Here is a 12,469-nt window from a genome sequence, read left to right on the forward strand (position 1 = left end):
CGCGGCCCGCTCGAGCAGGCTCCCCCGGAGCTCCGGGGCCGGGTGGAGGGCCGGTCGGATATTCACGCGACACCGACCGGTCCTGTGCCTAGCGTGAAGTCATGGCTTCCATGCCCCGTGCCGACGACATCGACATACGCCCGATCACCGAGGGCGAGTTCACCGACTGGCTGCGGGCCGTGAACACCGGCTTCCTGCGGGCGGCCGCGCTCTCCGGGGAGGAGGTCGAGGGCCGGCGCGGGCGGTTCGTCGAGGGCCGTTACCTCGGGGCCTTCGACCGGGGCAGGTGCGTGGCGACCTTCCGCTCCTTCGACCAGGAGCTCACGGCCGTCGGCGGGGCCCTGCTCCCGGCCGACGCGATCTCGGGCGTCACCGTCACCGCCACCCACCGCCGCCGCGGACTGCTCAGCCGGATGATGGCGAAGGACCTGGCGGCCGCGAAGGACCGCGGGGACGTCGTCGCGACGCTGATCGCCGCCGAGTACCCGATCTACGGCCGCTACGGCTTCGGGCCGGCGACCCGGATGGCGGAGTGGACGGTCGACGTGCCGCGCGCGGGCCTCGACGCCCGCTGGGCGGGTCCGGCGGACGGCGGGCGGATCGATCTGGTGGAGGGCGAGGACGTCCGCAAGCTCGGCCCCGAACTGCACGAGCGGCTGCGCCGGGGGCTGCCCGGTGCCATCGACCGCGACGAGACGTGGTGGAAGGTGAACACCGGCGTCCTGCGCTGGGACCCGTCGTGGAAGCCGCCCTTTTACGCCGTGTACCGCTCGGCCTCCGGCGAGGTCGAGGGCATGGCAGCCTACGAGGTGGACGACAACTGGGGCGACGCCAAGCAGCCGTTGAACACGGCGACCGTGCGGTGGCTGATCGGCACGACACCGGCAGCGGAACGCGCGCTGTGGGAGTACGTCTGCTCCGTCGACTGGGTCGTGAAGGTGAAGAGCGGCCGGCGGGCGCCCGACGACCTGCTCCCGCACTTCCTGCCCGACCCGAGGGCGGCCCGGATCACCTCGCTGGCGGACTGGCTGTGGGTGCGGATCCTGGACGTCGAGCGGGCGCTGGAGGCGCGGACGTACGAGGGTCAGGGGGCCCTGGTGCTGGAGGTCGCCGGCGTGGACGGGCTGACCGGCGGGCGCTACCGGCTTCAGGCCTCGCCCGAGGGGGCGTCCTGCACGCCGACCACCGGGAGCGCGGAACTCGAGCTGGGGCTGGGGGAGTTGTCGGCGCTGTGGCTCGGGGACGAGTCGGCGGTGCGGCTGGCGGCGCTGGGGCGGGTGCGCGAAGGACGAGTGGGCGCCGCCCGGAAGGCCGACGCCCTGCTGCGTACGTCCAGGCGGCCGTGGTGCCCGGACATGTTCTGAGCCGCTCCCTTCCTGCCGGTGTGCTGGGGACCCGCATCCGTAGTGAGCTGTTCGGTTGTGGTTGTCGTGCGGCCGTGCCGGCCGGGCGGGACTCCCGGCTCCCCTCCGGAAGGGAGTCCCCTGCGGGTGGCCAACCTCCCTGAGGTCTGACCATGTTCCCCAAGTTGGCTACCAACTTCTCTGTACTTATCTCCGCCGGGAAGCGGCTCATAACCACCTTTCCCTGAACTGCCGGAAGATGGCGGGAAGTTGTACTGTTCAGTGGTGGACCCGGAACATGACTCCGTCAACGGACGGAAGAGGTCAGGACGGCCACAGAGAACACATCACCAGGTGGCCGACGAGCTGCGCGCCCGGATCAGGTCGGGAGCGCTGCGCCCGGGTGAGCGCATGCCCACCCAGGCGCAGCTGGCACAGGAGTTCGAGGTCGAGCGCGGTGCCGTGCGGCAGGCGCTGCGGATCCTGCAGTCCGAGCGGTTGCTCACCAACGTGTCCAAGGGCAGTCCGGCGACCGTCGCGTCCGACCCCGTCGGCGTGCTGACCGGCCCGCAAGCGCCGCCGCGGCCCACGACGGTGGCTCTCGCACCCCGGATCGCGGAGGCCTTCGCGGCGGAGCACGTCGAGATCGACGCCGTGTGCCTGACGTCCGTCTCCCTCACGCTGGCCATCGGTGAACCGCTGCGGCAGATCCACGCCGGACGGCTGAAACCGGCCAAGGTCGACGTCCGGGTGCTGCTGCCGAGCCGGGACATCGACCTGGCCTTCCCGGTGCCGGTCGAGGGGCGCGGCGACGACTGGGTGCACGAGCGGTGGCTGACGATGCGCAACGCCCAGGGGCAGGTCCTCGAGCACAACCTGCTGGCCCTGCGCGCCACCCACGGCATCGACGTGCACGTCACGTTCCGGGCCCTGCCCTTCACCCCGCCGGTGAAGCTGTACCTGCTGAACGGCACGGAGGCGCTGTTCGCGTACTACACGCTGACGCGCCGTGAGGCCGAGACCGACCGCGAGCAGCCGGCGCTGTACGACGCCCAGGGCACCCGGTCCATGCTGTTCGCCTTCCGGCAGGGCGCCGGGCTGCGCGACACGACGTTCGTGGAGCAGTCGCACCTGTGGTTCAACGCACTGTGGGAGACGATCAGTTCGGAGCTGGTGCTCACGGACTGACGTCCCCCACGGGTCGTTCCGGTGCGGTGCGGTGGGTCATCGTGCGGGCCCCGTCATCAGCAGCGCGAGCACGACGGCTCCCGCGGAACTGACGGCCGGGCTCTTGGCCTTGACGCCGACGGTGAGAAGGATCAGGCCCACGATGCCGGCCGGACCGTACTTCCACTGGACGAGCTGTTCGAAGGCGACGACGAAGGCGGCGGAGAGGAGAGCGAGGGCGGGCATCGGTGTTCCCCCTTCGGAAGTCCGGAAGCAAAACTTCCGCCAACTTTGAGAAGTTGGCAACCAACTCTGATTAAGTTGTCCCCACTTGGTCCCTAGTTATAAACAACTTTCAAGCAACTCCCGTCAGATGGATCAAAGTTGTAGCGTTTGGTCGTGGCCCAGGAGAGCGTGGCGGAGAACGTGGCAGTCAACGGCAGCAGAAGGTCATCGCCCCAGGAGATCGCCGACAGCCTGCGGGAACGCATCCGGGCCGGGGAGCTCAGGCCGGGGGACCGCCTGCCCACCCAGACCCGGCTCGCCGAGGAGTTCGGCGTGGAGCGGGGCGCGGTCCGCCAGGCCCTGCGGGCCCTCCAGGACGACGGTCTCCTCGCCGACGTCAGCAAGGGCAGTCCGCCACGGGTCGCCGTCCCGGCCGCCACCCGAGGGGAGCCCCAGCCCACCATGGTGGGTCTGGCCCCGCGCCTGACCGAGGCGTTCTCGGCCCGTCGCGTCCGGGTCGACGTGGTCTGCCACACGGCGGAGACGTTGATGGTCGCCATCGGCGAGCCGCTGCGCCTGATCCACGAGGGCCGCCTCCACCCCGAGTCGATCGACGTCCGCATCCTGGTCCCGTCCCGGGACATCGAGCTGGCGTTCCCCGTGCCGGTCGAGGCCCACGGCGACGACAACCCGGTGCACCAGCGCTGGCTGGCGATGCGCAACGCCCAGGGGCAGGTCCTCCAGCACAACCTGCGGACGCTGCGCTCGACGCACGGCATCGACGTCCATGTCACGTTCCGGGCGCTGCCCTTCACCCCGCCGGTGAAGCTGTATCTCCTCAACGAGGAGGAGGCCCTGATGGGCTACTACATGCTGACCAGGCGCGAGGAGGAATGGGGCAGCCAGACCCTGGACATGTACGACGTCCTCGGCTCCCAGTCCCTGCTCTTCTCCTTCGTGGAGCGGACGGGCCGGCGGGACGCGGCATTCGTGAAGGAATCCCAGAAGTGGTTCAACGCCCTCTGGGAAACCATCACGACGGACCTGACACTCTCCTAGTGACTTCTGATGCGACGCAGACTGGTGCGGTGTCCTTCGAGACCGAGAACGATCCGAACCGACTCCGCCATCTGATCGAACAGGCCCGTGTCGTGCTGTGGGACTTCGACGGGCCCGTCTGCCGCCTGTTCGCCGGGCACTCCGCGGAGCGGGTCTCGAGCGACCTGGTGTCCTGGCTGGAGGGCCGCGGTCTGCACGGCCTGCTCACGGACGCCGAGCGCGAGTCCCTCGACCCGCAGGTGGTCCTGCGCGCCGTGGACCGCCGGCACCCCGGCAGCGACCTGGTCGCCGAGCTGGAGGAACGTCTCACCCAGGAGGAACTGCGGGCCTCCTCCTCGGCCTGGCCGACCGCGTACGCGGACCCGCTGATCCGCACCTGGACGGCGGTGGGCTCCCGCCTGGCGATCACCACGAACAACTCGCCACGGGCGGCCCGCACCTACCTCGAGGGCCGCGGTCTGGCCGACTGCTTCGCGCCCCACGTCTACGGGCGCACCCAGGAGCTGCGTCACCTGAAGCCGGATCCGCACTGCCTGAACCGGGCGCTGAGCGCGATGGGGGCGGCACCGGGGGAGGCGCTGATGATCGGTGACACGCCCTCCGATCACGAGGCGGCGGGCCGCGCGGGGGTGCCGTTCCTGGGGTACGCGCGCAACGAGCGCAAGGCCAAGATCCTCAGGGACGCCGGGGCCGACACGGTGCTCGTGTCCCTGGAGCCGCTGTTGAGCCTGCTGCGCGGGTGACTGAAATGTGCTCAGGGGACGGCAGGAGATGCCTGGTGGGCGGGTGTAGCATTCCGGCACCGCGCAAGGATTGAGTCAAACACTCGCACCGCTCGTATGGGACGAGGCCAACCGGCCGTCCTCGAACGAGTTCACGCAGTCTCATGCTGATGGGTGGCAGACACCCGTAATGGCTCACTCCGCCATGCGCGGCGTCGGCCGCGAACCTACGGTTTGCCATACCGTCCCCCCTTCTCGTACTCCCGGAGCGGCCAGTGGGCGCACCTCCTCGTCCCCGTCCACTTCTCGGGGAGCGCGCCGCACACGACGCCACCTTCCGGGCCTTCGCCGCACTCGCCGCCGAGCTGGGGCAGGAGAGCGGCGGCCACCACAACCGGAACCACGTCCTCGCGCTGACGGAGGACATGGCCCGGCTGGTCGGCGGTGAGGCCGGGACGCCGGTCACGGTCCGCATCCGGCGTCCGGACGCGCTGCCCGTGGTCATCCGGACCTGGCAGGACGAGGCCGAGGTCCTCGCCGCCGTCAGGGGCGTCATGCCCCACGCCCCGCGGTGTCTGGTGCAACGGGACGACTTCGCGATCCACAGCTTTGTGGAGGGCGTGCCGCTGTCCGGCGTCTGCGGCGACGGCAAGCCCGTCGACACCCTGATCGTCAGGGAACTGGCCGGTCTGCTCGCCCGGACGGCACAGGTGCGGCGCGCGGCGCTGCCCGCCCTGCCGGCCGTCTGGCCCCGCAACCACACGGACAGCCAGGGCTTCCTGCGGACCCTGGCCCACCTGGCGGACCAGCAGATCAGACGCCCCAACCGGGAGGAGTTCGGCGGGTTGTTCGCGGCGCTGGGCATCCCCGAGGACGCGCTCGCCGGGCTGGCCGGCCGGGTGCCCGCGATGGCGCGGCGGCCGTACAGCCTGCTCCACGGCGATCTGCACCGCGACAACGTGATTGTGTCGTACGCGGGCGACCCGCCCCTCGTCTGCGTCGACTGGGAGCTGGCGACCTACGGCGATCCGCTGCACGACCTCGCGACCCACCTCGTGCGCATGCGGTACCCGGCGCACCAGTGGGCCGAGGTGGTCGACGCCTGGGCCGAGGCCATGCAGCGGGTCCGTCCGGCCGCGGTCAACGGCCTGGCCCGGGATCTGCGGCACTACCTGGCGTTCGAGCGGGCGCAGTCCCTCTTCGCCGACGTGATGAGGGCAGCCCGGTCCCTGGAGGAATCGTTCACGCAGACGAGCCTCGACGAGGCGACCGTGGAGGTGCGCCGGGCCCTGGAGGCGGCGGCGGAACCGCTGCGGCTCGTCGGCGTGCCGGGGGAGGGCGAGATCCGGCGGGCCCTCTTCCGGTGGCTGGTGTCGCGGAGGAAGGGGGACGTCGACGGTCGGGCATGGGCCGCGGAGGCGTTCCGGTGGCGGCCCGACCGGCGGGTCCCCGAGCGCACCGACTTCCCGTCCGCAGCGGTCCGCGACGCCCTGCTGGCGGAGGGGGCGGCGCCCGCGTGCAGGGTGTTCAAGGGCACCGCCCACCTGAACACCGTGGTGTCGGTGCCGGGCTTCGACGCTCCTGTGGTCGTACGGCGGAAGCTGCCCGAGGTGTGCCGGCGGGAGCGTGGCATCCTCAGCGAGCACGCCGTGCTGCGCGCGATCGAGGAGTCGTCCGCCGGGGTGGCGGCACCGCGGGTGCTCGCCCTGGGTGAGACCTACCAGGGCGACACCATCGCCCTCCACACCTACGTCGGGCCGCCGGACGTCGACCGGCCTCCCCACCACCCCGTCCACGGTCTGCTGCCGCACGAGGCGGACGGCCTGGTGGACCAGCTGTGCGCCCTGACGGGCGTCAGGTACCAGCAGGTCGACCCCACCGCGGGCGAGGGCGCGTTCCACGGGCGGCTCCGGGGCCGGCTGATCTCCCTGGTGCGGGACCTGCCGAAGGAATCGCAGCAACTGGCCCGGCACCTCGGGCTGCCCGACGCCGACCGGCTGGAGCTGATCCTCTCCCGGTACGAGGTGAGCCATCGGGAGCCCGCGCTCCTGCACGGTGACCTGAACCCCTGGAACCTCGTGCGCCGCGACGACCGGCTGGCGCTGACGATCATCGACTGGGAGATGGCCGTCGTCGGCGACCCCCTCTACGACCTGGTGCGGCACATGCACCTCACGCCCACCCGGCCGGAGATCAGGGACCGCATGTTCCGGCGCTGGGAGCGCCGGCTGCCCGCCGAGTACACCCGCGACTGGCGCAAGGACTGGCGGGTGTACCGCCGGCTGGAGATCGTGCGCTCCGCGTACGTCGACCTGGACCGCATCGTGACGGGTGCCGGCCTGGACGCCCCCAACGTCCGGCGGGCGGTGGCCTCCTACGCGGTGACGCTGGCCGTCGCCACGGGCTCGCTCGGCCTCCCGGTGCGCTCGACGGCGAACCCGTACCTCGCCCGCGCCCTCGCCTGATCCTGCTTCTGCGTAGGCTCCCAGGCATGAGCACCCCCGGCCTGCGTGAGCGCAAGAAGCAGCGGATGTACGAGACCGTGTCGGACATCGCCGTGCGGCTCTTCCTGGAGAAGGGGTTCGACGCGGTGTCCGTCGCGGAGGTGGCGGCGGCGGCCGAGATCTCCAAGCCGACGCTGTTCCGGTACTTCCCGGCCAAGGAGGATCTGGTGCTGTACCGGATCGCCGACCACGAGGGGGAGGCCGCCCGGGTGGTGGCGGAGGCGGGGACGGCGCCCGTGGAGGCGTTGCGGCGGCACTTCGTGGCCGGGCTGGAGCGGGGCGATCCGGTGACCGGGCTCAACGACCATCCCGACGTACTCGCCTTCCACGCCCTGCTGTACGGGACGCCTTCCCTGGTCGCCCGGGCGTACGCGCACCAGGAGCGGTCGGAGGCCGCGCTCGCCGAGGTGCTCGGGGGTGATCTGGAGGCGCGGCTGGCGGCCGGGCAGATCATGGCCGTGCTGCGGGTGCTCGCCCTGGAGAACTGGCGGCGGATCGCGGCGGGGGAGCGGGTGGCGGACGTGCGGCCGGAGGCCGTGGCGGCCGCGGAGCGGGCGTTCGGACGGCTCGCGGCGTGGCTGCCGCCGAACCTCCACCGTGAGGCTCGGTAACGTATTTAACTCAGTCACGTTTTAGCGTACGCTCGGGGGAATGACCTCGACCGAGCCCGCCCTCCAGCACGCCCTCGCCACGGAACGCGCCCATCACGAGCGCTGCCGGACCGCCCTCGCCGCGATGGTCGAGGGCGCCGGTGAACAGGTCGTCATCGGTGAGGACGTCTCCGCGTCCGGGGCCGATGCCGAAGTCCTCGGGTACCGGCTGCGCAGCCGGGCGAAGGCGCTGCGGGAACTGCCCGAGGGGCCGTTGTTCTTCGGAGCCCTGGAGAGCGGGGACGGGCCGTTGCACATCGGGCGGCTGCGGATCTCCGAGCACCCGGCCGAACCGCCCCTCGTCGTCGACTGGCGTGCGCCCGTCTCGCGCGCCTTCTACCAGGCTTCGGCACGCGACCCGCAGGGCGTCGCCGTGCGGCGGCGGTTCGGCTGGGCGCCCGGCAGCCGGGGCGACTCCGCGGACCTGACCGGTCTGGAGGACGAGCACCTGGAGCGCGGGGAGACGCGGGACAGCGCTATCGTCGCCCGGGAGATCGAACGGCCCCGGGTCGGGCCCATGCGGGACATCGCCGCGACGATCCAGCCCGAGCAGGACGACCTCGTGCGGGCGGACCTGGCGGTGTCGGTGTGCGTGCAGGGCGCGCCGGGCACCGGCAAGACCGCCGTCGGGCTGCACCGGGCCGCGTATCTGCTCTACACGCACCCGCAGCGCATCCGGCGAGGCGGCCTGCTCATCCTCGGACCCAACCGCACCTTCCTGTCGTACATCGCCGAGGTGCTGCCGGCCCTCGGCGAGACCGGTGTGCGGCAGTCGACCCTGGGGGAGGAGATCGCCCGGTGCCCGGTCCGTGGCGTGGACGAGGAGCCGGCCGCGGTCGTGAAGCACGACGCCCGGATGGCCGAGGTGCTGCACCGGGCGCTGTACGCGCGGGTGCGCCCCGACGGCGGCGGGGCGTCGCTGGCCGTACCGGACGGGTCGTACCGGTGGCGGGTCCCGGCGGGGGTACTGGCGGAGATCGTCGACCGGGTGCGGCAGGAGGAACCGCCGTACGAGGTCGGGCGGCAGCGGGTGCGGGCGCGGATCGTGCGGTGTCTGCGCGAGCAGGCCGAGCGGCGGGCCGGGCCGCCCACCGCCGCCTGGGTGCGGCGGATCGAGCGGGCGCGGCCGGTGTCGGCGTACCTCGACGCCGTGTGGCCGCGGGTGCGGCCCGAGGAGGTCGTGGCGGAACTGCTCGGCGACGAGGGTGTATTGGCGACGGCTGCCGAGGGGATCCTCGACCCCGGTGAGCAGCGGGCGCTGCTGTGGCGGCGGCCGCCCCGGTCCTGGCGGTCGGCGCGCTTCTCGGCCGCCGATCTGGTGCTGCTCGACGAGGCCGCCGGGCTGATCGCGCATCCCGAGGGGTACGGGCACGTCGTCGTCGACGAGGCGCAGGACTTGTCTCCGATGGAGTGCCGGGCCATCGCACGCCGGGCCCGCTTCGGTTCGCTGACCGTGCTCGGTGATCTGGCGCAGGGGACGACACCGTGGGCGGCGCGGTCGTGGCGTACGGTCCTCGCGCACCTGGGCAAGCCGGACGCGGACGTGATCGCCCTGACCACCGGGTTCCGGGTGCCGCGTGCGGTCGTGGGGCTGGCCAACCGGCTGCTGGAGCGGCTGGCGGTGGACGTGCCGGCCGCCCGTTCGCTGCGCTGGGACGGGGAGTTGCGGATGCGGGAGACGACCGTCGACGGCGTGCCCGGGGCGGTCGTGGCGGCCGTACGGGAGGCGCTGGAGCGGGAGGGCTCGGTCGGGGTCGTCGCGGCGGACGCGGACGTTCCCCGGGTGCGGGCGGCCCTGGACGCGGCCGGCGTCGAGACGGCGGGCCCGGACGAACTCGGCGCGCGGGTCGCGCTGGTGCCGGCGAGCGTGGTCAAGGGCCTGGAGTACGACCAGGTCGTGGCCGTCGAACCGGCGGCGATCGCCGAGGCGGAGGAACGGGGGCTGCACCGGCTGTACGTGGTGCTGACCCGGGCGGTGTCGCGGCTGGAGGTGGTGCGGGGGAGGCCACTGCCGTTCTAGCCGGATCTTCGACGGCTGGGGTCCCTGTCATGACCGACGTCGGCCCGGCGCGAGGAGGTCCTGGCCGCGGCCCGGGCCAGGCTCGCCAAGGAGGCCGCGCAGTCCCTGGACGACTGGGAGTCGGCCCACCGTGCCCGCATCGACGGGATCCTGGCGGACCAGGGTTTCGAGGACTGAGCGGCCGGCCTCGGCCGGTCGGCCGCTACGTCACGGCGAAGGGCCCGCCGTCTCCGAAGGCCAGTTCGTGGAAGCGGTCGCCGATGTGACGGTGGGTGGCCGCGTCCGGGTGGACGTGGTCGGGCAGGGGGTGGGCGGCGGCGTCCTTCTCGCCGTAGAGGCCGAGGCCGTCCAGGTAGTGGAGGTTCGGGTCGTCGGCGGCGCGCTGTTCGACGATGCGCGCCAGTTCCTCGCGGATGACGGTGAGGGTGAGTTTGCCCAGGGGCGTCTCCGCGGGGTCGCCCATGGCGGAGAAGACCAGGCGGCCCTTGCCGATCTCGGCGCGGTCCGGGGCGGTGGGGCCGGGTGTGTCCTCGTGGATGGCGCAGTGGATGGGGGAGACGAGCAGCAGCGGGATGTCCGGGTGGCCGTCGCGGATCGTGTCGAGGAAGCCGTGCACGGCGGGACCGAACGCGCGCAGCCGCATCGCGTCCGCGTTGACGATGTTGATGCCCATCTTGACGCTGATCAGGTCGGCCGGGGTGTCCCGCATGGCGCGCGCGGTGAACGGGTCGAGCATCGCGCTGCCGCCGAATCCCAGGTTGACCAGCTCAACACCGCCCCGCAGCGCGGCGATCGCGGGCCAGATGGCGGTGGGGCTCGCCGCGTCGGAACCGTGGCTGATCGAGCTGCCGTGGTGCAGCCACACCCGGCGTCCCCGGTCCGGCGCGGGCGCCACGGGGGCGTCCGTGCGCAGGGCGACCAGCTCGGTGGTCTCGTTGTGCGGCAGCCAGATCTCGACGTCCTTGTCCCGCGCGGGCAGACCTGTGAAGCGGACCGTGCCGACCGGGCCGGACGTGAACTCACCCTCCCAGGTGGCCAGGTCGACGGTCAGGACGTTGCCGTCGGTCCCGGCGGCCTGCCCGGCGGGGCGGCCGTCGACGAGCAGGTCGTACAGCCCGTCCGGGCGCGACGGGAAGCCGGTGTAGTCGCGCTTGGTGCGCAGGGTGTCCAGCTCGACGGCCGTCGCGGCGGTACGGAACACCAGCCGTACGCCGGAGGGCTGGGCCTCGGCCATCGCCAGCTGCGCGTTGGTGTTCTGCGCGCGGGCCCTGGCCGGCAGGCGGTGGGGGAGCAGGCCGTGCTCGGTGCGCTCCACGTCGAGGGCGCCGCGCAGCAGGTCCGCCGTGAGGGGCGTGGTGATCCAGTCGTGCTCGGTGTGCATGGGTGTCAGCCTCGGGGGTCGGTGGGGGCCGCGGGCCAGTTCCGCAGCAGCGTGTCGAGGGCGTGGAGGATCCGGGCCCAGGTCTCCTCGGTGTCCGGCGCGCTGTGGCTGAAACCGCCGCCGAGCTCCAGGCTGACGTAGCCGTGGAAGACGCTGCCGAGCAACCGGACCGCGTGGGTCTGGTCCGGTTCGGTGAGGTCGTAACCGCGCAGCAGGGCCCGGGTCATCCGCGCGTGCCGGACGCCCGCACTGGCGGCGGCCGTCTGCGGGTCGAGCCGCAGCTGGGCCGCGGCGTAGCGGCCGGGGTGCGCCCGGGCGTAGTCGCGGTACACGTTCGCGAGGGCGGACAGGGCGTCCTTGCCGGCCCGTCCGGCCAGGGCGTCGGCGGCGCGGTCGGCGAGTTCGGTGAGGGCGAGCAGGGCGATCCTGGTCTTCAGGTCCTGGGAGTTGCGCACGTGCGAGTACAGGCTCGCGACCTTGACGTCGAACCGCCGCGCGAGTGCGGAGACGGTGACCTGGTCGAAGCCGACCTCGTCGGCGAGCTCCGCACCGGCCTCGGTCAGCCGCTCCGGCGTCAGTCCCACGCGTGCCATGAGGTCTCTCCCTTCTGCCTGAAGGGAGTGTGCATCTGCCTAAAACCTTTAGGCAAGTGGGCGTGACCATCCTGGCGGTGTTCATGAGCGCTGCCGGGCCGGAGTGCGAGGCGTGTCAGTGCCGTCGCCTACCTTCGCGGCATGACCGAGCCCTCCCACCTCACCGCCGTCCGCGAGTCCTACGACACCGTCGCCGCCGACTACGCCCGACTCGTGCCGGAACCGGCCGCGCTGGACCCGGTTTCCCGCGGCCTGCTGGCCTCCTTCGCCGAACTCACGGCTGCCGTCGGGCCGGTCGCCGACCTGGGCTGCGGTCCCGGCAAGGTGACGGCACACCTGGCCGCCCTCGGAGTGCCGGTGTTCGGCGTGGACGTGTCGCCGAAGATGATCGGACTGGCCCGGGCGGCGTACCCGGAACTCCGCTTCGCCGTCGGCTCGATGACCGCACTGGAGATCGGCAGCGGCGAACTGGGCGGCATCCTGGCGTACTACTCGACCCACCACACCCCGCCCCAGTGGCTCCCGGCCGTGTTCGCGGAGTTCCACCGCACCCTCGCGCCCGGGGGCCGGCTCATGCTGGCGGGCCATGCGGGTGACGGCGAGCACCTGCGCCCGACCCGGGCATACGGCGACCATCCGGTGTCCTACGAGTCACACCTGCTGCCGCCGGACCGCATCGCGGACCTGCTCGCCCGGGCCGGACTGGTGGTCACGACGCGGGTGGTACAGGAGCCGGAGGGCGGATCGAAGAGGCGGGCGGCAACGTTTCTGGCGCACAAGCCGCGGTAGGGGGACGGGGCCGGTG

General features: G+C 72.4%; 11 protein-coding genes. 8 read left to right on the forward strand and 3 right to left on the reverse strand.

The genetic code is table 11. The features are described 5' to 3' along the window. Positions 1-110 precede the first annotated feature (110 nt). The gene (locus tag AB0F04_RS13635; protein WP_362041927.1) at positions 111-1,364 is read left to right on the forward strand and encodes a GNAT family N-acetyltransferase; all 1,254 of its coding nucleotides are present in this window, start codon (positions 111-113) and stop codon (positions 1,362-1,364) included. Between the two features lie 249 nt (positions 1,365-1,613). Then, positions 1,614-2,531: a winged helix-turn-helix domain-containing protein gene (locus AB0F04_RS13640; protein WP_362040964.1), complete on the forward strand. Its 918-nt coding sequence runs from the start codon at positions 1,614-1,616 to the stop codon at positions 2,529-2,531. A 36-nt stretch (positions 2,532-2,567) separates the two neighbouring features. On the opposite strand, the gene AB0F04_RS13645 is transcribed toward AB0F04_RS13640, so the two are convergent. Beyond that, a complete protein-coding gene (locus AB0F04_RS13645; RefSeq protein ID WP_031143363.1) occupies positions 2,568-2,756 on the reverse strand; it encodes a hypothetical protein in 189 nt (62 codons plus the stop codon). 147 nt (positions 2,757-2,903) lie between these two features. On the opposite strand from AB0F04_RS13645, the gene AB0F04_RS13650 reads away from it, so the two are divergent. From AB0F04_RS13650 to AB0F04_RS13670, 5 genes are all read left to right on the forward strand, one after another. Continuing rightward, entirely contained in the window at positions 2,904-3,794 is an 891-nt protein-coding gene (locus AB0F04_RS13650) for a GntR family transcriptional regulator (RefSeq protein ID WP_362040966.1), read from the forward strand. 29 nt (positions 3,795-3,823) lie between these two features. After that, positions 3,824-4,537, forward strand: coding sequence for an HAD family hydrolase (locus AB0F04_RS13655; RefSeq protein ID WP_362040968.1), 714 nt, complete (start codon positions 3,824-3,826; stop codon positions 4,535-4,537). Between the two features lie 254 nt (positions 4,538-4,791). After that, on the forward strand, positions 4,792-6,981 hold the full coding sequence (locus AB0F04_RS13660) for an aminoglycoside phosphotransferase family protein (protein WP_362040971.1): 2,190 nt from the start codon (positions 4,792-4,794) through the stop codon (positions 6,979-6,981). Between the two features lie 26 nt (positions 6,982-7,007). After that, a complete protein-coding gene (locus tag AB0F04_RS13665) occupies positions 7,008-7,631 on the forward strand; it encodes a TetR family transcriptional regulator (RefSeq protein WP_362040972.1) in 624 nt (207 codons plus the stop codon). 40 nt (positions 7,632-7,671) lie between these two features. Continuing rightward, positions 7,672-9,690 carry an AAA family ATPase gene (locus AB0F04_RS13670; RefSeq protein WP_362040974.1) on the forward strand — a complete coding sequence of 673 codons (2,019 nt, stop codon included), beginning with the start codon at positions 7,672-7,674 and terminating at the stop codon, positions 9,688-9,690. 202 nt (positions 9,691-9,892) lie between these two features. On the opposite strand, the gene AB0F04_RS13675 is transcribed toward AB0F04_RS13670, so the two are convergent. Together AB0F04_RS13675 and AB0F04_RS13680 are read right to left on the reverse strand one after the other, a co-directional pair. Beyond that, entirely contained in the window at positions 9,893-11,071 is a 1,179-nt protein-coding gene (locus tag AB0F04_RS13675; RefSeq protein WP_362040977.1) for a GDSL-type esterase/lipase family protein, read from the reverse strand. Positions 11,072-11,076: 5 nt separating this feature from the next. Then, the gene (locus tag AB0F04_RS13680) at positions 11,077-11,664 is read right to left on the reverse strand and encodes a WHG domain-containing protein (RefSeq protein WP_362040978.1); all 588 of its coding nucleotides are present in this window, start codon (positions 11,662-11,664) and stop codon (positions 11,077-11,079) included. A 141-nt stretch (positions 11,665-11,805) separates the two neighbouring features. Here AB0F04_RS13680 and AB0F04_RS13685 point away from each other — a divergent pair, with 141 nt between their 5' ends. Then, the gene (locus tag AB0F04_RS13685) at positions 11,806-12,453 is read left to right on the forward strand and encodes a class I SAM-dependent methyltransferase (protein WP_362040980.1); all 648 of its coding nucleotides are present in this window, start codon (positions 11,806-11,808) and stop codon (positions 12,451-12,453) included. Positions 12,454-12,469 lie beyond the last annotated feature (16 nt).

Origin of the sequence: Streptomyces sp. NPDC029041 (genome assembly GCF_040637515.1) — a bacterium.
In the GTDB taxonomy this organism is placed as follows: domain Bacteria; phylum Actinomycetota; class Actinomycetes; order Streptomycetales; family Streptomycetaceae; genus Streptomyces.